The organism is Arthrobacter sp. TB 23 (genome assembly GCF_000294595.1).
GTDB lineage: Bacteria > Actinomycetota > Actinomycetes > Actinomycetales > Micrococcaceae > Arthrobacter_D.
Map to the genome: position 1 here is coordinate 22,323 of NZ_ALPM01000124.1, position 20,873 is coordinate 43,195.

Annotated in this window: 22 protein-coding genes, 2 pseudogenes and 1 riboswitch; of the genes and pseudogenes, 7 read left to right on the top strand and 17 right to left on the bottom strand. The window is 59.5% G+C overall.

The annotated features are described in order from the left end of the window. Positions 1-382: 382 nt before the first annotated feature. Positions 383-491: riboswitch (TPP riboswitch) on the top strand. A gap of 44 nt (positions 492-535) precedes the next feature. After that, the gene (locus B384_RS0116825; protein ID WP_019484268.1) at positions 536-1,336 is read left to right on the top strand and encodes a 3-oxoacyl-ACP reductase; all 801 of its coding nucleotides are present in this window, start codon (positions 536-538) and stop codon (positions 1,334-1,336) included. A 225-nt stretch (positions 1,337-1,561) separates the two neighbouring features. Here the strand turns inward: B384_RS0116825 and B384_RS0116830 are convergent, their stop codons facing one another. The 6 genes from B384_RS0116830 to B384_RS19445 all read right to left on the bottom strand — a co-directional run bounded on the left by B384_RS0116830 (position 1,562) and on the right by B384_RS19445 (position 4,597). Next, entirely contained in the window at positions 1,562-2,473 is a 912-nt protein-coding gene (locus B384_RS0116830; protein WP_019484269.1) for a metal ABC transporter permease, read from the bottom strand. Between the two features lie 184 nt (positions 2,474-2,657). Continuing rightward, positions 2,658-2,912 (bottom strand): hypothetical protein, encoded by a 255-nt coding sequence (locus B384_RS20350; protein WP_019484270.1) that lies wholly within the window; start codon positions 2,910-2,912, stop codon positions 2,658-2,660. Positions 2,913-2,924: 12 nt separating this feature from the next. Further along, positions 2,925-3,125, bottom strand: a complete 201-nt coding sequence (locus tag B384_RS20355; protein WP_156809141.1) for a hypothetical protein — start codon at positions 3,123-3,125, stop codon at positions 2,925-2,927. Between the two features lie 20 nt (positions 3,126-3,145). Then, positions 3,146-3,457 carry an IS3 family transposase gene (locus B384_RS0116845; RefSeq protein ID WP_019484272.1) on the bottom strand — a complete coding sequence of 104 codons (312 nt, stop codon included), beginning with the start codon at positions 3,455-3,457 and terminating at the stop codon, positions 3,146-3,148. A gap of 51 nt (positions 3,458-3,508) precedes the next feature. Beyond that, a complete protein-coding gene (locus B384_RS0116850; RefSeq protein ID WP_156809143.1) occupies positions 3,509-3,817 on the bottom strand; it encodes a hypothetical protein in 309 nt (102 codons plus the stop codon). A gap of 357 nt (positions 3,818-4,174) precedes the next feature. Further along, entirely contained in the window at positions 4,175-4,597 is a 423-nt protein-coding gene (locus B384_RS19445; protein WP_019484274.1) for a MarR family winged helix-turn-helix transcriptional regulator, read from the bottom strand. Between the two features lie 2,009 nt (positions 4,598-6,606). On the opposite strand from B384_RS19445, the gene B384_RS20710 reads away from it, so the two are divergent. After that, positions 6,607-6,765: a hypothetical protein gene (locus tag B384_RS20710; protein ID WP_019484275.1), complete on the top strand. Its 159-nt coding sequence runs from the start codon at positions 6,607-6,609 to the stop codon at positions 6,763-6,765. Between the two features lie 297 nt (positions 6,766-7,062). Here the strand turns inward: B384_RS20710 and B384_RS0116865 are convergent, their stop codons facing one another. From B384_RS0116865 to B384_RS0116880, 4 genes are all read right to left on the bottom strand, one after another. Continuing rightward, on the bottom strand, positions 7,063-7,812 hold the full coding sequence (locus tag B384_RS0116865) for a cytochrome c biogenesis CcdA family protein (RefSeq protein ID WP_019484276.1): 750 nt from the start codon (positions 7,810-7,812) through the stop codon (positions 7,063-7,065). A gap of 69 nt (positions 7,813-7,881) precedes the next feature. After that, the gene (locus tag B384_RS19450; protein WP_019484277.1) at positions 7,882-8,796 is read right to left on the bottom strand and encodes a F510_1955 family glycosylhydrolase; all 915 of its coding nucleotides are present in this window, start codon (positions 8,794-8,796) and stop codon (positions 7,882-7,884) included. Between the two features lie 154 nt (positions 8,797-8,950). Continuing rightward, positions 8,951-10,924, bottom strand: a complete 1,974-nt coding sequence (locus B384_RS0116875) for a bifunctional copper resistance protein CopD/cytochrome c oxidase assembly protein (protein ID WP_019484278.1) — start codon at positions 10,922-10,924, stop codon at positions 8,951-8,953. Next, the gene (locus B384_RS0116880) at positions 10,921-11,550 is read right to left on the bottom strand and encodes a copper resistance CopC family protein (protein ID WP_156809144.1); all 630 of its coding nucleotides are present in this window, start codon (positions 11,548-11,550) and stop codon (positions 10,921-10,923) included. The genes B384_RS0116875 and B384_RS0116880 overlap by 4 nt, the downstream gene beginning before the upstream one ends. A gap of 270 nt (positions 11,551-11,820) precedes the next feature. Between B384_RS0116880 and B384_RS0116885 the strand changes: the two genes are divergently transcribed. The 5 genes from B384_RS0116885 to B384_RS19455 all read left to right on the top strand — a co-directional run bounded on the left by B384_RS0116885 (position 11,821) and on the right by B384_RS19455 (position 14,542). Next, entirely contained in the window at positions 11,821-12,174 is a 354-nt protein-coding gene (locus B384_RS0116885) for a hypothetical protein (protein ID WP_019484280.1), read from the top strand. Next, complete coding sequence (locus B384_RS0116890; RefSeq protein WP_019484281.1) at positions 12,174-12,401, top strand: hypothetical protein; 228 nt, start codon at positions 12,174-12,176, stop codon at positions 12,399-12,401. The genes B384_RS0116885 and B384_RS0116890 overlap by 1 nt, the downstream gene beginning before the upstream one ends. A gap of 398 nt (positions 12,402-12,799) precedes the next feature. Then, positions 12,800-13,183: a BlaI/MecI/CopY family transcriptional regulator gene (locus tag B384_RS0116895; RefSeq protein WP_019484282.1), complete on the top strand. Its 384-nt coding sequence runs from the start codon at positions 12,800-12,802 to the stop codon at positions 13,181-13,183. Continuing rightward, positions 13,180-14,142: a M56 family metallopeptidase gene (locus B384_RS0116900; protein ID WP_019484283.1), complete on the top strand. Its 963-nt coding sequence runs from the start codon at positions 13,180-13,182 to the stop codon at positions 14,140-14,142. Before B384_RS0116895 ends, B384_RS0116900 begins: the two co-directional genes overlap by 4 nt. Positions 14,143-14,317: 175 nt before the next feature. After that, complete coding sequence (locus tag B384_RS19455; RefSeq protein WP_019484284.1) at positions 14,318-14,542, top strand: SHOCT domain-containing protein; 225 nt, start codon at positions 14,318-14,320, stop codon at positions 14,540-14,542. 820 nt (positions 14,543-15,362) lie between these two features. Here the strand turns inward: B384_RS19455 and B384_RS20360 are convergent. From B384_RS20360 to B384_RS21245, 7 genes and pseudogenes are all read right to left on the bottom strand, one after another. Beyond that, positions 15,363-15,686: pseudogene (locus B384_RS20360) on the bottom strand (aldehyde dehydrogenase family protein); the annotation flags it as partial. Between the two features lie 577 nt (positions 15,687-16,263). Next, positions 16,264-17,901 carry a sodium:solute symporter family protein gene (locus B384_RS0116915; protein ID WP_019484286.1) on the bottom strand — a complete coding sequence of 546 codons (1,638 nt, stop codon included), beginning with the start codon at positions 17,899-17,901 and terminating at the stop codon, positions 16,264-16,266. Then, positions 17,898-18,407 (bottom strand): OsmC family protein, encoded by a 510-nt coding sequence (locus B384_RS0116920; RefSeq protein WP_019484287.1) that lies wholly within the window; start codon positions 18,405-18,407, stop codon positions 17,898-17,900. Before B384_RS0116920 ends, B384_RS0116915 begins: the two co-directional genes overlap by 4 nt. An 805-nt stretch (positions 18,408-19,212) precedes the next feature. Next, a complete protein-coding gene (locus B384_RS20865; protein WP_237715350.1) occupies positions 19,213-19,740 on the bottom strand; it encodes an AAA family ATPase in 528 nt (175 codons plus the stop codon). Positions 19,741-19,903: 163 nt separating this feature from the next. Then, positions 19,904-20,149, bottom strand: a complete 246-nt coding sequence (locus tag B384_RS20870) for a Mu transposase C-terminal domain-containing protein (RefSeq protein WP_026041263.1) — start codon at positions 20,147-20,149, stop codon at positions 19,904-19,906. Between the two features lie 133 nt (positions 20,150-20,282). Beyond that, positions 20,283-20,474, bottom strand: a complete 192-nt coding sequence (locus tag B384_RS20875; protein WP_192813107.1) for a hypothetical protein — start codon at positions 20,472-20,474, stop codon at positions 20,283-20,285. A gap of 45 nt (positions 20,475-20,519) precedes the next feature. Beyond that, a pseudogene (locus tag B384_RS21245) lies at positions 20,520-20,873 on the bottom strand (hypothetical protein); the annotation flags it as partial.

The following is a 20,873-nucleotide window of genomic DNA, read 5'->3' on the forward strand; positions in this document are numbered from 1 at the left end:
TCCACCGGGATGAGATTTGTGGAGATCACTATTGTCGGCTCAGCTGCAGGCTGTGCTGCGTTATCGAGTGACAGTGTCCAGGATACGTAACACTCGCCTTCACCGATGCTGGCAAAATAAGTGACTAGACGTCCAGGAGTGCCGTCATCCAGAGGCCGGCCGAAGATCCATTCCGCGTTTGCACAAACGATGTAGCGCATGCCAGCCAGCATCGATCAGTCAATGTCCTTGATGGCACCCAACAGAAAAAACTGCAGCCTCAGCGCTTCCTCAATAGCGGTGACCATTCGGGCTCGTTATCGTCGACATACCACCAGCCGGAGACAGGGAGGGCGAGTGTAAGACGTAGTGCTAAAAGGTTTCCCTATGGGATATGGTCGGTGGAAGTGACACGGGGTGCCCGGCACGGCGAAAGTCGGCCAGGGGCTGAGATCAAACCCGGTGAACCTGCTCCAGTTAGTACTGGCGAAGGGATGTCAGCACCGGTGAACGGTTATCTACATCTACGCTCCGTGCCTTCGTCACCGGTCGAAAGGTGATCTTCTTGCTGCCCACAACATCCTCCCCCAACGTTCTTTCCATCCGTGATCAGGTAGTGCTGGTCACCGGAGGTGGCCGCGGGCTCGGCGCCCGCCTGGTGCAGTCTTTCCTGAATGAAGGCTCCCGCGTGGTGATCAATTATCTAGAAAGTGCGGACGCGGCCCGGAAAACGGCGGCAGCTTTCCCTCAACGGGCTGTGGCTATCCGGGCGGATGTGCGTGATGCGCAGCAGGTCTCTGCCATGGTCAAAGAAGCAGGAGCACATTTCGGTTCCCCTATTACCACGATCATTAACAATGCGTTGACTGACTTCTCCTTCAACGGCGACGCCCGACCGCACGCGGACACGTTGAGCTGGGAAGATCTGGATCAGCAGTTCGCCGGTACCGTACGGGGGGCCTTGAACACTGTGCAGGCGGTATTGCCTGGGATGCGGGCGGCCGACTTCGGGCGCGTCATCAATGTTGGCACCAATCTATTTCAGCACCCGGTCGTTCCGTACCATGACTACACCGCGGCAAAAGCTGCGCTGCTTTCGCTGACCCGCACACTCTCGCATGATCTAGGCCCAGAGGGGATAACTGTGAACATGATTTCGGGTGGTTTGCTACGCACCACGGATGCCAGTTCGGCAACACCCGAGGAAGTTTTCAATGTCATTGCCGCCGGGACCCCCCTGCGCCGGGTCACCACTCCGGAAGAGTTCGCGGATGCCGCATTGTTCTTCGCCTCCCCCTGGTCGCGGTCGGTAACCGGGCAGAATCTGATCGTGGACGGCGGGTTGGTGAAGGGGTGATATCCGCGGGCCGCCATCTGCACTCGAATCTGTTTATCTTCGGCTTTGGACACCATAAAGCAGCACGGCGCCATCACAATTATTAGCTGATCGGGCTGGGGACATCAATTACTTTGAGCAGCCGTCGTACTGTCGGGCGCAGTTGCTTGAATGCGGTGTTCTTTACTTATTCTCCCTGTTTCCAGGAGGTCGATCGGCCTCAGGCGTCCACACCGACTTGACGTTCTACCGGGTTCCGTCTTCTATGTTCAATGCGGGCGGTGCGGCGGCGGCCTTGCCTGCGTTGGATAAAGCGGGCTGCCAAACCGTATTTGGTGATGCCACGAGGGCCAGGGTGAAGCAGGCGGTAGCGATAACGCCCATGGCGCCGGCGATGGAGGCGTCCAGAGCGGCCGCACCCTGGTAGCCTGCGATGGCTGATGTCCACCCAATGGCGACAGTTACGGTGATCATGAGCCAGATCCGGTCGGTGAGCAGGTAGGCGGTCGCAGCCGGGACAATCAGTAAGGTGATAACAAGGATCGCCCCGACCGCTTCAAAGGCGGTCACGGCGGTGACGGCGACCGCGACGAGCAGCAGTTGTGAGACCAGCTGCGGTCGGATACCTATCGTCCGGGCGAAGCCTGGGTCGAAGGTGCTTACTTTGATTGGTTTCCAGAACACGGTGAACCGGACCGCGTTCAGCAGCGCCATGATGCCGATCACGAGCATCGCCTGCGGCAATTCGACGCCGAATACTTCAATGGTACGGAAGGGAACAAAAGCGACCTCCCCGTAGATCGTCGAGTCCAGGTCCAGGTGGATGTCCGACGCGTAATGATTGATGCCCAGCACACCGATTGAGAACAGGGCGGGGAAGATTAGCGCTATCGCGGCGTCGGCCTTTACCAGCCCACTGGAGCGCAGTGCCTCGACACCCAGGACGCAGAGAACAGCGAATACAGCGGCTCCGATGATGACCGGTAGCGGCGCCCGGGTATGGAAGAGTACATAGATCAGGACAATGCCTGGCATTACCGCGTGAGAGACGGCGTCGGCCATCAGGACGGTGCGCCGGAGCACCATGAACGGTCCCAGCAGGCCGCAGGCTGTGGCGGTCAGGCCCGCGGTGACCATGATGGCCAGGGCGGAACTCATGATGACCCTGCCCGGGTGAGGGCGAGCAGCTGGTCGGCGACATCATCTCCGAGGCTTCCGCGGATATCCACCGGATTCGGTTCCCGGACACCCGGGGAGTCGAGTTGATGTCCGTGTTTGAGCCATGCTGTCCATAGGTGCTCGCGCTCCAGGATCGGCTGTGCAGCGGCGTGACCAGCTTCGGTCAGGTGGAGCTGCCCGTCGCGCTGCAGGAGCAGAACGGGACGTAGGTGAAATCCGTGACCCAAACCTGGTTCGGTGTCAGGGCTATGAAGTCTCGGTTCAGCAGGTCTCCGGCGCGGAGGCCGTCCTTGCCGGGGACCGTGGTGCGGGTCTTGCGGCCTCTGGTCAGACCGTTCATGCTCTCATCGCGCATCAGCCGGTCCACAGTGTGTTTGGAGGCTTCCGGGAAACCGTTGCGGCGCAGCCACTGAGTCATCTTCCGCCGCCCCTAAAGGATCTCGGGGCGTCGACGGCCTTTCGCATCAGCGACGTTCAAAGCTCGTAGGGCATCGGTGAGGCGGGCGTCTTCAAGGGTGCGCAACGCTGGCAGACGTGTCTTCCACGCCCGGTAGGTTCGTGCGGCAACCTGCACGCCCTGCTCCCACAGGACAGCGCAGATCGACTCGACCGCGTAACCAAGAGCGCGCATGTCGTCGATAAATCGGCAGATCAACGGCGGCGAGGGTCGAGTTCCCTCGCGAAGAAAATCGAGGCCCGTTTCAGGATCTCGTTGGACTCCTTCAGATCCCGCACCTCGGCCCGGAGCCGCTTGATTTCCTCCACCTCCTCGCTGCTCGGGCCGGTCTTTTCACCGGCATCGATCTGAGCCTGGACCACCCAACGACGCAGCGATTCAGCACCGACTCCCAGCTTCGGTGCCAGCGCCTTACAAGCGGTGTAAACAGAGGGATACTCGGACAACCGATCCACCGTCATGCGAACTGCACGATCACGGACCTCGGGAGGAAACTGCTTGGGCATAATCACTATCTTTCTCACAGAAGATAGCGGCATCAAACCCGGGACGGTTCACTAGGGTTGTTGTCCCGAACGGTAGTGGAGTTCGTCGAAAAGTATTCCGTAGTCTTCGCGTGCACCGAAGCGGGGGAAATCTTGGTTCATCTCCTGGAACATCCGGTTACACAGGCGACGCAATTCTTCGATTGCCAGTTCGGACAGATCTGGTGGAAGCGTTGGCAGCTCGTCCTCGCCCAGATCGAGAAGGGCGTGGAGGTCGAAATCTGCTAGGACGGGAGCCTCTGAAGCGCTATCGGCGAGGCGGTGTTCTCGGAGGATTCGATCGGTGTCTGTGCCAATAATTTTTGGTGATTTGAGGTCCATGAGGTGCTCCACTAAGTAAGCGTTTCCTGCAGGCTCTTTACTAAACCGACATTCTTGAGCCTAGGGCACGACGCCCTTTTCGTAAACCATCAACAAGGTGCACCGCCCGCTAACAGCTGAAAAATGCCCGCCAGATCGGTACTGCTGAAGCGAACAAACTCACAGCGAGGGGTGGCCCGCAGAAACGATACAAACCACGGAGTTCACACCTCGGACGATCGATGAACCAGCAGGCGTGGGGTCCCACAAAACCGGAGCTCTTCCGGCGCTGCGGTGGAGTTGGAGGACCTTGGCAGATAGTTGGTGATCCTCGGAGCCTGTGCCGTGGGATCCTCGGTAGTCTTCAGCGGGCTACGACTACTTCGCGAGGGAAGTTAGGTGACCGATGATCGTCTGAAGGGAGCGGCGGAACTCATAGCCCTGCGTGTCTGTGACGTCGGCGAGATCCTTCTCGATGTGCTGGGCTTGCTTTAATGCCGTCCGGCCTTTGCTGCTGATGGCTACCAGCCGAACCCTCCTATCCGGGCCGCTGCGTGGTCTGGACAGATAATCTGAGGCTTCCAAACGCTCTATGGTTTTGCCGATTGTTTGGGGTTGGACGTGCATGAGTTCCGCGAGCTCGGTTTGGGCCATTGGCCCATGAGTGTTCAATGCCGTCAAAACGTTGACGCCGGCAGGCGTGACACCGATTTCCAGTAAGGCCGCATTCAGTGCGTGCTCGGATAACCGGGCGGCGGTGCTCAACAGGCGTCCGGTTGACCAACTCTCCAGATCCGGCATAGGGCCCCCTTTAGTGCTATGGGATCACCCGGGAAAGGCAGTGACCGGTGTTTTCTGCTTCTCAAGTAAGCACTTCAGGATCGGCAGATGCTGGTAGGCAAAGTTTCATCAGAGTGAGTTCTCTCAAAAACGGTTGCATCGTGCGGCTTAACGCCCGCTGCCGAGCTGCTTCACCAGCAGACGCCAAGCCTACTTACTATTTCACATCACATTAGTCCCGATGGAAAGAGGGGCTCCTCATATCCGGCTGTTCGTCGCACGAATGAATCTGTTCCCCGTCAGCAAGCAGACGCTGGAAACCTAGTGCAAAAACCGCGGTCCACCACGTCAGAGCGCTTTTGGTCAAACGCGGCCGAGACGGTCGCCACTTCCCCCAACTGATCATAGACCCACCCGAAATTGACGATTTTCCTAGACGACTCAAATCTGCTTCATCACCCTGGCCCTGGTGTCCCGGTTTCGTAGAGAAGAAGCAGTGCACCACTCGGTCTTCCCATCATTGAAAACTCAATACTGGTTATCACGGATCGCCCTTGTCAGGGCATAGAAGTTTTGGTCGCTGCTTCTGAACAGCTCGAACTCGACTGATGTCAACACACCAGTTGGCCAAGCCATGGTCAATGAAAGCGAGCACACGGCGCACATCACTGAATGGCGCCTGTACGTTAAACGACATGGCTGCTTGCCTCCCCCGCAGGAAAAGTTCCTAAGTGCTCACCCCTCGACTTGACCTAGGCATGCCGAGAAGCCTCAGATTCAATCGTGATGTCTCGAGTCCCTCCGGAACGAGCGCTTGGGCCTGAAGATCTCCAGCAATCAGTCGGGCAGCAAGCCATGCTGCGACCGTGTGCTGGAAGTCAAAACCTCTGCTGGCCCAGGCCCCGCTTCGCGAACTACTCCAGTCACCAATGAGGCGAGCCGTCGTCTCAGAATCGAGGGTCACAGCAAGCGATGCCGACGACGCAGCCGGAGATGGGCCCGACTTGTGCGGTCGTCGCTTCCCTCGTCTCAACTTCTTCCCTTTGACCACACAACGATTTTCTCAGATCGTGGGTGAAAAACTTTCACCAGAAGTCATGTACTTTCCCCACCACTCCCCCATGAAGTAGTAAGGAAGCTCAACCAGGGCTTCAGGAGAGAAAGGAGGTGACCCTGCACTGGAAACGGTAACCCACCCACCAAAAAGGCACACCCTGCGCACACATTGCACCGGTTTGTGCACAGTCAGAGAGCGAAACAGCCTCTGACAAGGGGAAACACTGTGCCCGAAGTGGGACTTGAACCGGCTTTACCCCCTTGCAAACACTGGCCTCTCCCGAAAACCTCCCCAAACCGGCCCCGTCCGGCACCGGTACGACCCAGTCCGACCACCAAGGTGTGCACATTGTGCACACCCCTTTTTTCTGCCCTAATCTTCGGCCACGTTTGACGGCTCCGGTGACCCTGTCGAGCGCTGAACTTCATACCCTGCGACGGTCCGACGAGACCCGAAATTGATCCTTTCGAAACCACTAGCGAATGTGCTGAATAGCCATCAACAAGGCCGTATTCGACGGGCGCTAAATAGAGCAACCTCATTGAAATCATCTCTCCTTTCCGAATATCTCATGGATATTCGAGAAGGAAACTACGTGACCAAGGACTTCCCTACTGGTGGTGGCTGTGTCTCTCAATTCTGGTGGGTATCGTCATGAACCATGTGACAGGGTGGAATCCGTCTATCCGACGGTAAGGCCGCCAGTCTCACTTTGTTCATTGCTTTGAAGGTCAACGGAAACGCCCGACGCGCAGAGCGCAGCGTTCCGTAGGACTAAACCGGGCGCCAAAATACGATTGCCCGCATCGGCCAACGTGCACGAGATCGTGGGCCAATGGTGCTCCGGCCAGGAACCGCTCGCCCCACCCGGGATCTCCGGCGGAAGTAGGGCAGAGCATATGCGAAGCCGCTCACCGCCTCCGGCTTCTTTACAGGGAATCTCGTCCATCACACCGGAAGTGCAGGGCCTGGTTTGCTCGTCGAGTTCAACTACGACATTCCGAACGCAAAGGTAGTCGGAACCGGCGTATTTATCATTATCAATCCCGCTGTCCCGCTCTACCTCGAGCTTGTTGAGCCCGACGCCGACTTCCCGGCTTTCAAGGCCTGCCCGAAGTTGACGGCCGGCTGACGGATCTGCGCCGCCCTCAAACACCCGACCAAGACCCCCGATGAAAAATCGAGGTTAGTCCACCACGGGAGGCTGCTACCGTTCCGCGGCGAGTCCTACCGAGTCAAGAATGCCCTCATGAATTAGACCCAATGCCAACACCGCAAGAAACCAAACCCGAGTGGCTTGATTTTGGAAGTGCGTCTATGACGGCCGCGCTGAGACACTAAATCTGAGCAGTCCAGTCTGCCGCGTATCGGGCTAGACGGAAGCACCTACGCGAACAGCTGATCGGGTGGGTGCTTGGGGGCCGCATCATCAGACCGGGGTGAGGTAGGTTCCGGCGAGGTTTTGGAGTTGGTAGATCCATAGGGTCCAGACTCCTGAGACCATGAGCAGTCCGACCAGGATGAGCAGGGAGCCGCCTGCGATGTTGAATATGCGGATATGCCGTCGGACAAACGACAGGGTCCGTGTCACCCAACCGACCCCGAGTGCAACGAGGACGAACGGGATGCCCAGTCCGAGGCAGTACATGAATCCCAGGAGCGCTCCGCGCCACGGGCTACCGGTGGTTGTGCTCAGGGCCAGGACCGCGCTCAGGGTCGGCCCCATGCAGGGGGTCCAGCCCAGGCCGAACACCACCCCGAGTAAAGGCGCACCGGCTACCCCGGTCTGCGGCTTCCAGCTAAGTTTCTTGTTCTGTTGAAAGAAGGAGAGCCGTCCTACCAGGACGAGTCCCATGAGGATGACGAAGAGGCCCAGGATGCGGATGAGTAGGTCTTGCCAACGCAGCATCCACCCTCCGATGAGCCCGAAAGCCGCCCCGTAAAAAGTGAAGACCAGGGCAAAGCCGAGGATGAATAACCCGACGCCGGTGAGGACTTTGCGGCGGTTCCCTGGGGAGTTCGGGTCGGTGAGTCCGGAAACATACCCCATGTAGCCTGGCACCAGTGGCAGGATGCACGGCGATATGAAAGACACGATTCCGGCAATCAGGGCCAGCGGAATGGCCAGCAGGAGCGCTCCGGATTGTACGGTTTGCGCGAAGAACTCTCCGATCGTCACGGGAAATCCCGACCGGACTCGGCTTGTTGCTGGTGTCTTTGAGGTACTGAAGTGGTGTGCACGGGAACGTTATTGTCCGGCCTGTACGGTCGTGGTGAAGGACGCTCCGTTGTCGTCGGAGAATTCGATGCCTTTCTCTGTTGACACCCAGATCCGCAGCTCGTCTTCTTCGATGGCCGCGGCGATGGCGGACGGTTGGGCTGTTGATCCGCCGGTTTCTACCCAGGTTTGTCCCGCGTCCTGGCTGATGTGGATAGCACCGTCGGGGGTGGCGCCTACAACGGTGTCCTTATCAGCGAAGGTTGTCTGCAGCAGTATTGGAGACTCAGGCGGCAGTGTCCACGTCATGCCACCATCCGTGGAGCGTTGGACGCCGTCCTCGGTGGTAGCCAAAACAATCGGGCCGTCGAGGGACGCCGAGAGATTCGCCGGTTGGATTTGCGTCTCAGTCTCGGACCATTCCTTCCCATCGGTGGTCAGCCGCAGGGTTCCGTCGAATCCGATGACGCCGGCCTCTGACACGGTCAGTGTGTGAAAGTCCGACTCGCCTTGACGGGAGAGCTCCTGCCAGGTTTCTCCGCCGTCGGTTGATTCGATCAGGCCCATGGGGTTGGGAAGATCGGATCCGGGCCCGGGGTGGCCTGACGCATAGTAGAGGTCCGGGCCCGCGCCGGCGAATCCCATCAAATCAAGGGTGGAACCGAGTTTTTCGATGGGGTCGGCGCCAACGTCGAACAACCCGTTGTGGGTGGCCAGCAGAAGCTGATCTCTGTCTTCGTTGAAAGTCAGCCCGTGCACGTGGCCGAACGGGTTTTCCGTAGCGTGCGGTGATTCATCAGTATGCGGTGTTTCGTCGTTGTGAGGTGTTTCTTCTGCCTGGCTGGATGCCTGTTGCCCACAGGCTGCTAGGAAAAACACGGTTGTGAGTCCAAGGGCTGCGGTGCGCACTTTTTTGTTGTTACCGGGAAGGGTTTTCGGGAGCATCGGGATTACTTTCTGTCGAACCGTGGCGGAATCAGAAGTTCCGCCGCTGTGAACTAGCCGGGGCCGGCTGTTGTTGGGCCGTCTGCTGTTTCAGGAGGCGCATCGGCCGGAAGTTACTATCAAGGATAGTAGTCAATGATCTGGGAGGCCAAATTCATTGTTCCGGTAGGGTGCGGGCCTGCCCCCGGAGCTCCTGCCCCGCAGGGCTGAGTCCTGCAGAGTCATGTCCTGCCAAGTGATGTTCTGCAGGGGTTGGGCGTCCGATGGCGAGGGCCAGCAGGGGTGGCAGTGCCGCACCCCAGAGAATCAGGCCAGCGGTGGGCTGGTCGGTGGTGACTGGAATATTCCATAGCTCACCCACGAGGAGGTACCAGTCCCCGCCAATGAGGTGATCCCGTGTTGCGAGCGAGACCCCGGCTGCTAGATGAAAAATCAACACGGTCAAGAGCGCCGCTGCCTTGACCTTTATTGCCTTGGGCGAGGGCGGATTGGACAGCACCGTGTGGCAGAACAGATAGCCGATTGCCAGTGCTGCGCCGGTGGAGATCAGCCGTCCGGCGTTGCTGCTGACCAGCGGGCCGAGCAGTGGGGTGAAGTACAGCGTCCCGTGGAAGCCCAGATAGAGGAAGGTTGCGGTCACCGGGTGCACCAGTTTGCGTGTAATGCTCAGTTCCGCGGTGCAGGTAAGCCACTCTCTGATTCCCCTGCTTCCATCAGTCCGCGAAGCCAGTGTCTGCCCGGCGAGCAGGAACGGTCGACTGAGGCTAAATAGGGCGGGCACTATCAGCCCAATAAGAAGCTGGCTGGTGACGAACATGCTGGGCAACAGCCGCGCGTAGACAGCTGGGGCGCCACTTGTTGCCCACAACAGCAGGGCGCACCCCAGGGCCCAGGTGACGGTTCTGAAGACAGGCCAGTGCTGCCCCTGTTTCACGGCCTTCCGTCTGGTGTTGACGTACCACCCTAGGAGCAGCACTGCGATGGGCGCCCAGACGACGTCAAATTGCCACTGCGTCAACCAATGCAGCGGGCCGGGCTCCGGTGGGAGTGCGGCACCGAGGAAGGATTCGGCGGCTGATTGGATGGCGGACTCGGCGAATGGAGATGTCCGGCCCAGGGCGACGGACAGCCCAAACGTGAACGCCATAATGAATACTTCGAAACCGGCGAATCGGGCGAAGGTTTTTCCTGCCATGGGCCGGGATGCGAGCACTGTGAGTATGCGCCGCCGTTGATACCACCCGGCCGCGCCGAGCAAGAGGACGGCCACCGTCTTGGTGATGAGCAGGATCCCGTAGGTTCCCTCCAGGCCCGCGGTGGAAGCCAGGCGCAGGACCGCCCCGGCGACGCCCGTCACCAGCACCAGCACATAGCTTGCTCCAGCAATTCTTGAATACCTTCGCGCCATCACAGGGAAATCGGCTCCTACTGTTCGCCGTAGGATCACAAGCGCGGCCAGCCCTCCCGTCCAGACCGTCACGCCGATCAGGTGAAGGCCGAGCAGGTTCACCGCTGCTTCGTGGTTCGACGCGCCGTGAGCGGTAACCGTCAGCGGTGTCAGGGCAACCAGGCTGAGCAACGTGAGGAGCCCAACAGTGAGAGTCCGTGTGGCCATCCAGCAACCGGTAGCAACAATCAGTGCCAGAAAGGCACTCAACCCGAGCGAACGCCCGAGATCGAAACCGGTCAAAAACTGGACCATGTCCGCACCGTTGACGTTCGAAGGGCTGGACCCTGCCACGTCGGAATAGGCGAAGGTCACTACGGCGGCACCGGCAACCGCCCAAACTGATGCCGCACCCGCCGCAAATAACACAGCCCTGGCTGCGGCTGAGCCGAGGACCGGCCGGCCCTGGTTTTGGTCTTGGGCTTGGGCTTGGTCTTGGGTTTGGTGGGGAAGTATGACCGACGCTGTTACGAGAAAACCTATAGTCAGGGCTGCTGCGGCGTCGTGCAGGGCGCGGGCTACCGGGGCGCCCCATCTGGTGATCGCACCGGGGTCTGGGAGCCCGGGACCGGGAGGGCCTGTAGTGCCTGAAACGGCAAGAACCGCGACGGCAGTAAAAGGCACCAAAAACACCAGGACCATCGCCCACAGGATCCGGCGTACCCGGCCGTCGGGGTTCACCCTTGTGCCCTACGGGACTGTCGGCGGACGGCCAGCAGTGATGTCAGAACGGCCGCAACGGTCACTGAGCCAAGGCCCAGCATCGCCCATCCGGGAACCTGCCGGGGACGGGTTTCGGAAGCCCACGCCCCGGAATCACCACCGTCTACCGGCCCGGTGACCGGTTCCGGGCCAGTCGAGGCGGAGGAACCTGGCGAGATGGTAAACGAGTAGGACTCGTTTACCGGATGCCCGTCGCCGGCGGTGACTCTATACGCGATCTCCCAGGTGGCAGGCCCGCTATCAGGCTGACTATCGGCTGCCCCTGGAGGTATCCGAGCTATCAGTGATTTTCCCGCGGTCTCGGTCAGCGCGCCGTATGCCGGACCGCCAGCTACCGAGACGGTGACATCGGCAAAATCCAGCTCGACCTGCTCCGTAAACTCAAGCGCCACCTGTTCCGGAACCACCCGCACCGTCCCACCGTCGGCTGGATCCGAGGACACGAGATAGGTATGAGCCACAGCCGGGCCGACCGGAATGGACATCACCAACAGCAGGCCCGCAACAAAGCCAGCCGGCACCCCGCGGAGCAACCGGCTCTCCCGATTGTGCCTTCTTGAGGCGCGCAGCAATCCCTTGTCCACCCGATGCCTTTCGTTTTTTCTTGCAGTGATATTTCCACCACCGGCCCTGCCATCTCTGCCGGTCAAACCCGATAATACTAACAGGCATAGTAGACGTGGATTTCAACGTCGCGCTCCAGGGTGCAGGAATGCGGCGAGAAACCCGGAGAGGCGGGTGTCATTGAATAGCCAGCACTTCGGATTTGATCCACGACTACTAATCTGCCTAGTGTAGAGCTACTATCTTGGTTAGTACCTGATAGTGACCAATCGAGGAAAGGACCAACAAAAATGGCCAAGAGCATCTGGATTCCCACAGTGACAGCTACGGGGCTTCTGGCCCTGGCGGTTGCGGCTCCGTCGGTGGCCGCCGGGCCCCCTTCCGGCCCGGACAGTGCGTCGAGTGAAGCCGCCACCGAGAATCATCACGGGATGGGGGATCAAGACTCGGTTCCCGGCATGGCGAAAATGCACGAATTAATGACCAAAGATAACCCCGGCATGGCGCGCATGCATGAGCTGATGATCGCTGACAATCCGGGCATGGAGCGCATGCACGAACAGATGATGGACGCGGATACCGAGATGGATCCGAACAAGATGATGTCCTCAGACTCCATCCCCGAAAGTGAAGGAAAACTCTAATGAGTGAAGCCCTGTACGCACTGGCCCTGCTCGCTTGCCCGGTGGGGATGGGGTTAATGATGTGGTTCATGATGCGCGGCAGTAAATCTTCCCCTGCGCAGGAGGCACCTTTGGATGAGGCGGAACTGGTCAAGTTGCGCGCCGAAATCGATCAACTGCGTGCCGGTCAAGGCGACGCAAGCGCTGAGACCTCCCGCCCCCAGGCAGCCAGAGCGACTCTGCGATGACTGAATGGGCATTGCCAGTGGCCGTTCTTCTGGCTTCGCTGACAGCAACCTATTTCTTTTGCCTCCGTCCGATGCGGCGGGGAAACTGCGCGATAAGTCCGCGGTCATCCACCGCGGGAGCTTCCGGCGTACCGTCGGCAGACGCAGCTGAGCTGGCACAACTGCGCCAGCAGGTCGCGGCCTTGAAGCAGCAGAAGCACAACACGCCCTCCCCACGCTGAGGCGAACATTTCAGTGACCCGGGACCGATACCCCCGGTTTCGGGCGATTGTCAGAGAATTGGCTTCGACGGTGGCTGCACAGACTTATCGGGCGGTGTGCAGGATCTACTATGCACGATAGGATTGAGTCTCAAAGGGTACGGTTTCGGGTTATCCGCATGAAGAAAGGGTCCGGGCATGCATCGTCTTGGCCAGCTTGAATCCACGATCATGGACCGGATGTGGTCCTATCATGGGGCTGCCGCGGTGCGCGACATCCTCGAAGGCATTCAGCGGGACCGCAAAATCGCGTACATGACCGTCAAAACCGTTATGGACACTTTGCAGCGCAAGGGATTGCTGGCGCGGGAGCCTGACGGGCGGGCGTTCCGCTACCGTCCCACGCAGACCCGCGAGCAGTATGCTGCGGCGCATATGGGCGAGGTGCTTGCCGGCGGCAGCGACCGCACGGCGACCCTGCTGCATTTCCTTGAGCAGATTCCCGCCGACGAAGTAGAACAACTGCGGGCCGTGCTGGACAAGGCCGCGCAGACGCGGGACCGGGCCCCGGTTAGCGAGTGAGCGTCCCGCTCCTTCTGATCGCTTACGCTGTGGCAGTTGCCGCGGTGGCGCCGCTGCTATCCAAGGGGACCTGGTCTGACCGGTCACCGAGGATAGGGATCCTGGTATGGCAAGCACTGTCGGTCACGATTATCGCCGGAATCGTCTTCGCCGGGGCGGCGTTGGCGGTGCCCGCGATGCCGTTCACTTCCAACTTGGCTGACTTCCTGCGGGCGTGTGTGATGACGCTGCAGGAGCAATACTCCACGCCGGGAGGGGCGATCGTCACAACAGTCGGCGCCTTCACCGCGGTTGCAGTGCTGATGCGAACGGGCTTTTGCATCATTGCCGAACTGTTCTCAGCACACAGAGCACGCAGGCAACAACTGCAATCATTGGCCCTTTTGGCCCGCTGGGACGCCAGCGGGCAGTTCCTCATCCTCGATCACGATGATGCGGCCGCCTACTGCCTGCCCGGGCGAAAAAATGAAATCGTGTTCACCTCCGCGGCACTGGGCGCACTCAATGCCGATCAGCGGGCCGCGGTGCTCGCCCACGAGATGGCCCATCTTCGCGGCCGTCACCACCTCATTCTCGCTACCGCGAACGCCATTCACCGCGCTTTCCCCCGTGTCCCAGCCTTTCGCATCGCACGCACCGAATTGCAGCGTCTGGTCGAAATGGACGCCGACGACCGCGCCGCACGCAGCAGCAGCCGTCTCACCGTCGCCACAGCCGTCGTCCGGCTCGCCGAAGCAGGCTCCACCCCTGCGGTGGCCCTGGGCGCGGGAGGTGCAAGCGCCCTGGCAAGAGTACGCCGGCTCGCCTCCCCAAATGTGCCCCTCGGAGCCCTACGCACCCTGTTCGCATTGACCGCCGCAGCCGCGATGTTCGTGCTGCCACTGTCCGTAGCGGCCGCTCCGGCCGTTTCAAGCGCCTACGCTCAAACCTGCCCCTCCGGCTTCCCAGCCTCCGCCTAGTCCGCCTTTCGCGTCCAGGACGCCGGCTAACGCCAGCCGGAATTCACCTAGCCTCCCCAGTCATGAAAACACACTCTACTAAGGTCTATAGTAGAGTGTGTTTTAGGCATAAAATCGATACGAAGGCGGCGTAGGGAATGGGCGGAATCATGAATGGCGGCATGATGGGCGCGGCATGATGGGCGCGGCGGTGGTCTGGTCGATTGTGGTGGTCTTGCTCTTGGCTGTGACGGCGACGGCGGTGGTCCTGATTGCCCGCGGGAGTAGCACCACGAACCGGGGCAATCGTGCCGCTACCGCACAGCAGACCGGCGAGATCCTGCGTAACCGCTACGCCAACGGTGATATAGACGCCGAGGAATACCGGCGCCGGCTCAACATTCCGGATAAGCCCACGTAGCCCGACGATCGGGCGTCCCCTTTTCCCCTATCTGCCAGACCGGAAAAAACCTGTCCCGCTCTCGCAACGGCTGCCATCTATGAATCAACGTGTTGTCAGCACCCCTGGGCTACCCGTGACTTCGCATCCGCACGGTGCGGTTCCCACAGCGAAAAACCACGAACCCACGCTCACAGGGCAAGCGCCCCGTGGCCCAAAAATTCTTGGAAGAAAGCACCCGATCATGAACGATGATGCAATGGATATGACAGCCATGGAAACAGTCCTTCCGGGCTGGTTAACGCCGGTGTCCTGGATCTTCGTCGCACTGGGAGTGATCAGCGCAGCGCTGGTGCTCTACGATATCTACGGGCGACGCCACCGCCAGCCCAACGCCGCCATGGGCCTAGTATGGCCGATCTCGGCCCTCTATCTAGGACCGTTCGGACTCTGGGCCTACAACCGGTGGGGCAAGAACCACAACAATACATCGGGCGACGGGACGGCACGGTCCGAAAAAGAACTTCACGGACGGGCGCTCACCGGCAGCACCCCGGGCGGAGCCGCCGCGACGGTGGGGCACTTCATCGGTGTTCCGCTCGTCGTCGCCAGCGGGCTGACCATCGCCGGAACGAACCTCTGGGTATTGATTATCGTCATCGCGTTACTGGCCATCGTGTTGCTGCGAAGTGGCCTCCGGGCAGCGTCGGGCGCTGCGAACCCTGCGACGAGCGGCAAGCTCGGTGGACTTGGGGCCTGGGAAGTCGGCGATGATCTTGCGCTTTTGCTCGAGCCGGAATTGCGGCTGGATCGCTTGGGTGGTCATAGTGAAACTGCCTTTCTAAACATCAAGCGCGCTCATGACGTGCTTGATCCGGGTGTAGTCCTCAACGCCATACATCGAGAGGTCCTTGCCGTAACCGGAGCTCTTGAAGCCTCCATGCGGCATCTCGGCGGTGAGAAGAATGTGGGTATTGATCCAGACTGCGCCGAAGTCGAGGTCCCGGGACACCCTCATGGCGGTGCCATGATCGGTGGTCCAGATGCTCGACGCCAGCGCGTACTCGACGTCGTTGGCCAGCTCGACCGCCTCGTCCTCGGTGGTGAACTTCTGCACGGTGATGACCGGGCCGAAGGTTTCCTGCTGGACAATGTCGTCGGTCTGCCCACCGGTCCGCGCTTGATCCAGCCAGTGGCGTAGATGCCGTTATGGGGGCCGCTGAACTCGCAGCGAACGCTGTGAGTGGACTAACCTACGTAGCCCATCGAGGCGGATAGGGACCCCAGGAACCGGACATCAGGATGAACCGTCCCGAGAATCATGCCGCCTGTTCGTTGGCTTCCGCATCGGATGACGGTCCGGTTCACCTACCAGCCCCGATGCCAACACCCCTCCCAAAGCGTGCGATGTCATTTGCTCGAATTAACTAGTAATTCGAGAGATGTCTGGCGGGAGGAATAACTGGGGCCCTCCCCGCGCGGGTTTAAACCGAAGGATTGAACATTCGAGGATGCTTTGCGCCCGGGCAGCCAATTCTTTGACATCTTGCACGAGCTTTTCCCGCCAAAATTCTCTACTTTTCCCTCCAGATATCCGTCGTGCCGCTCTCGTCGACTACGGAGCATTTGCCACCTCGGGAACAACCTGCGCTCAGGGTCGGTTTTTTTCACGCGGGGTCAGAACCTAGTTGACGGTTCGCTCACCCGCAGTGGGCTGACGCCGGTATCCCAACATCGTGCGTCTAGGTAATCAGTGTCCGGTCATGATGCTCGTCCGTCTGGTCTTCAGTTTTGTCGTGTGATTTTTCTTCTTCGGTGAGGAGGAAGGTCGCAGCGGCCGCAACTGCAGTTGCTGTGAAGAACATCATTCCCGACAAGCCCAACGGATGCAGCGATCCCCAGAAGATTGCTGTGATGAGATATAGAACGGATGCTGAGACCCCGGCAACTACGCCCCACTGCCTTTTTCCTGGATGTGAGGTAACCTGCCACCGGGTCGAGACTAGCGAAACACTGATCATGACTAGGACATTAGCTGTCATCCCGATCCATACGGGGTGGATTCCGAAAAGGAACTGTGACGGCGACCAGCCTCCGAAGTGGTACCACCCTAATCCTGTACCGAATCCGGCAATCATTGCCGCGTAGCTGGATCGACGGGTGGCCAGTGGCCAGAACAACACTGCAAGCACTGGTGCGAGAGTGGCGCCATTGCGCAAGGTCCAGGCGAGGACATTCCACCAAGCAGCTTGTTCGGTGCGGAGGAAGGCGAACAGGATCATCAGCACGGTCAGTAGTACAAGGGACCAACGGGTGTAACGAACAAGATCGTCCTCGCTGGCGTTCGGGCGCAGCGCCCGGCCGACGTCACGCCCGAGACTGGTTGCACCCGAGAATTGGCAAGGGCCGGCCCAGCTCAAAGCGCAGGCCCACACTCCGAGGAAAAATACCCCTGCTAGGGGCGCGGGCAGCACTTCGGCTATGTAGACCGAAACCGCGACCAGTCCCAGGTCTTGTGATGGGACGACGATTGCTGCGGCGGTGCCCAACAGGGCACCGACAATAATGAACGGGACTCCGAGGCCTGCAGCGTAAAGCATGCCCTTGCGTCCGTCCTCCGGTGTGCGGCAGGACATAGTCATCTGGAAGGCCGCCTGCGCTAGAAGTACGTTCACTATGAAGGTTCCGAACCATGCGGCGATCAAGGTCACTCCCGCTGAGGACATGTCCAGCATTTCCGGGCGATCCACGGCAAGTTGGCGAATGCCGTCGATGCCAGGGTTGATGAAGAATGCCAGGGTGCCAACGGCGAGCATGCCGATGAAGACCACGCAGTTGGCTGTCTGGGTGAAGGCGACAGCGCGCATCCCGCCTGCGGAAAGGAAGGCAAGAAGCAGCAGTGCCGTGACGATGATGGCGGCGTGAATGGAAAGTCCGGTGAGTGCGTGCAGTGCGGAAGCGAACGCTATCGCCGTTGCCACCGACCACATAGGGAAGGTGAATGCCGTGATGGACCCGGCAATTGCCTGTGCTTTCCGACCAAAACGTTCTCCGATCATTCCGGTGACTGTGACCACTAGGCGTTTGCGCAACGGTTTGACGAGAATCAGGGCGATAAGAAGCACCTGTACCGTTTCGGCCACCCCGTACCAGATGGCTGAGATTCCTGTTCGGTAACTCAACTCCATGATGGCGATATAGGAGGACCCCGAAAAAAGACCAGTGATACAAAACGCCACGGTCCAGGGACTGAAGGTTCGGCTGCCGACAAAGAAGCCTTCGCCGCGGTCTGCCCTGGCGTGGGCGGCACGACTGGTCAATGCCAGCAGAAGCGTATAACCGACCGCGAGTCCCAGCGTCCACAGTCCGGCGCTAGTCATGCCTTCACCCCGGAGACCTGCCATACGAGATCAAAGTCGACACCTGCGTCTCTTACCAAGTTGATGGCTGGACAACGTTTCTCCACTTGGGCTTTGAATACATCCAATTCTGATTCGGGAACCGGAGTACGTAAATGCACTTCAAGCGTAAAGGTTTTGAAATGTGGGGAGACATCCGCAGTTCCCCGGAATCCACGGACATCTTGTCGAGCATGGGAAATAGTGTCGATCTTCTCGACGGCTATACCCAATTCCCCAGCTACAGCTTCGATGACTACAGTCACGCATCCGTTGACGGCTCCGACCACATACTGCATAGGGGTCGGCGATTGGTTGTTTCCTCCTACAGCAACCGGCTCATCCGTTCGGAAGGTGAATCCGCGGGTTTCAACAAGCGTGGTCATCGATCCCTCCCAGGTACCGGTAGCCCGCACGCTCTTAAGCCATTGGCTGGCGTCCGCTTCCTCAATATTGGCGACATCATTGGACACGGTAGGTACAGTCATATTCACTCTCCATCGGTCTGGCGGTAGCACCATGTTGAAGCCTGAGACTCCAAGGGGTTGCTGCGGCGTCATCGATCCAGATCTCTCGGCCGCTCGGGATGGTCGTACACCACTAAAGCTTGTGCACTTCGACGAACGCAACTCTCACCCCCGGCGTTACACCATGTGACAAGGTAAAGGTACGGCTCAGGACCAGATTTGGTGGCCCAGGGGCGGGAATTGGCCTCACAGCTCACCGGAAATCGTCCCGGAGATTAAAACAACCCGGACATTTGACGGATGGCAGATATGGCCCGGTTGCGCTATCCGTTGCCTGACCGATACGCGAATCGAACTTGGCTGGGTGTATCGTTACCTTTTTCGTAGCCCGTGCCTGTTGCCGGATATGGGTGTGCTGTTCTGCGCCCTGACAGGATTGCCGCCCCTAGTCACTCATGATCTGGGTAGTGTCACCGGGATTGTGAGGTGTCGGAGAGACTGTTGACAGAAGCAGGCCAATGGAACCGAACTAGGAACCCAATCCATCGAAGACCTGACCTGAGTTTCCAATGGGCTCAACCGCGACCGCGCTAAATTAGCGGTTGGCAAAGCCCGTCAGAGCTGCTCGCCAGGCTCATTAACTGTTACACCGCCGGGTTGAAAGCTGGGTCGATTCCTATCCCGAAAAGAGACGCCGTCGCCGCTCTCAAGATGTTATTTGGTCCCGCATATTCCCGGTTCTCGCGCTTGGGCTGCCTTATCTCCTTCAGTTCATCAGTGTGACTGTTAACTAGGAATGGCGGTTATTGCGGCTCCGATTGGCGGTTCAGGTGATATCGATGACCAGGGGTGATCGGGCTGCTTCGACGACGTAGTCGGTGATGGTGTTCAATTGGTTGATATTCTTGACCCGTTCCATTTGGGTGAAGAGTCTGTCGACGAGGCGGAAGTTGACGCGAGTAACTCGGGTGATCGCGGCGATGGCTTGGGCGTCGGTGAAGTCTTCGGGGTCCAGGTCGTGACCGAGTTTGCGCCATCGGCGGTGGAGTACGAAACATAGTTCGTCATCGGCGAGGGGCCGGTATTCGTGGGCGAAGCCAACTCTGCTGTAGAGCTGGGCGTAGCGGCTGAATTGCTTTTCAATTCCGGGCATTCCGATGAGTATCAGGGCGATGTTGTCGCGGTCGTAGCGGTCACGCAACATTTCGAGGGTGGTTGGGCTCAGCCGTTCGGACTCGTCGACGATGATCAGTTCAACGTTCTTACTAGCGCCTATGTGTGACCCTTGTTTTTCTCCGTCTTGTAGAGATGTTCGTCGATGCAGAGGGAAACGCGGATGGGGCGTGTGGAACACGGTTCGCTTCTTGGCAAGGCTGGCGTAGATCTGGAAGTCCGAGTCGTCCCGTGGCCCCCATTCCTCGAGAAGCCCCTCGGCCTTGTGCTAGTTGGCGTAGCGCCTGACGGAGAGGGTTTCTTTGAGACTGACAGTTGCGGATTGGTGGTCGGGATCGACGGCTTTACAGATGTACTGGTCTTGATGGAAGACGCGGATCTCGCGGATCGTAGCGGACGATCACGGGTTCACCGACATAGGCCGCCAAAAGGGGTGAGATATATCGGAGTCCCTTGAAGTGGACGCCGTCGCGGTGAACGATCCGCGGTTTTGCCACGGTAAGCAGCAGCAAGTTCAGCTCATCGATCGTTGCCGGCAGCCGGGGAAGCCACCCATCGCCGACCCACGCCTGGTGTAGGGCCGCCTTCATCTCCGCGTGTTCACGTTAATGGTAGGTACCGGTGATAACTTTTCCGACTGCGGCATCCAACTCCGGCAGCGCCAACACCGGATCAGGATGGCGTTGCCCCTCCGTTAGATGGCCGGGCAACTCGGCCAGTAACTCAGAGGCGCTCGATTTTGCCGCGGCCCTGTGGCCTGGCGACGGCTGAGTAGATGATCTCAAAATGGAGGCCTCTGCCGGTCTGCGCCAGATGGTCCCTGGTGAAGTCCGTCCCGTGATCGACGTAGAGCACGTCGGGAATGCCGCACGTCGGCCAGCCGGCATCATTCTTGGGCCAGATGCCCTGTCTCAATGCCAGAGCGGTGTTGATCGTTGACGATGCACCGTGGAAGACCATTTAGCCGCAGACCGCGCGTGAGTGATCGTCGAGGATTACTGTGAGCCAAGGCCGTGCCGGTTTCCGGCCGGCTTCGAGCACCAGAATGTCCATCTCCGTATGATCGGCCTGCCAGATGGCGTTCGCCCGTTCGGCCCGGCGGCGCCAGACCATCTCATATTTGTCCCGGTACGCGATTGGTCCTTGGTGAGCGAGAGTGACCTTCAAACTTTTCGTAGTCTTATCGTCTCGCTTCCATAAGCGTGGTCGGATCAGTGCATCCGTGCGCCAACTCAGCCCCATCAACACCCTCTCCGGCGAGCGGGCGTGCATCAGCCGGCTACGCCACCCCTCATTTCCTAACCCGTGGCGTGG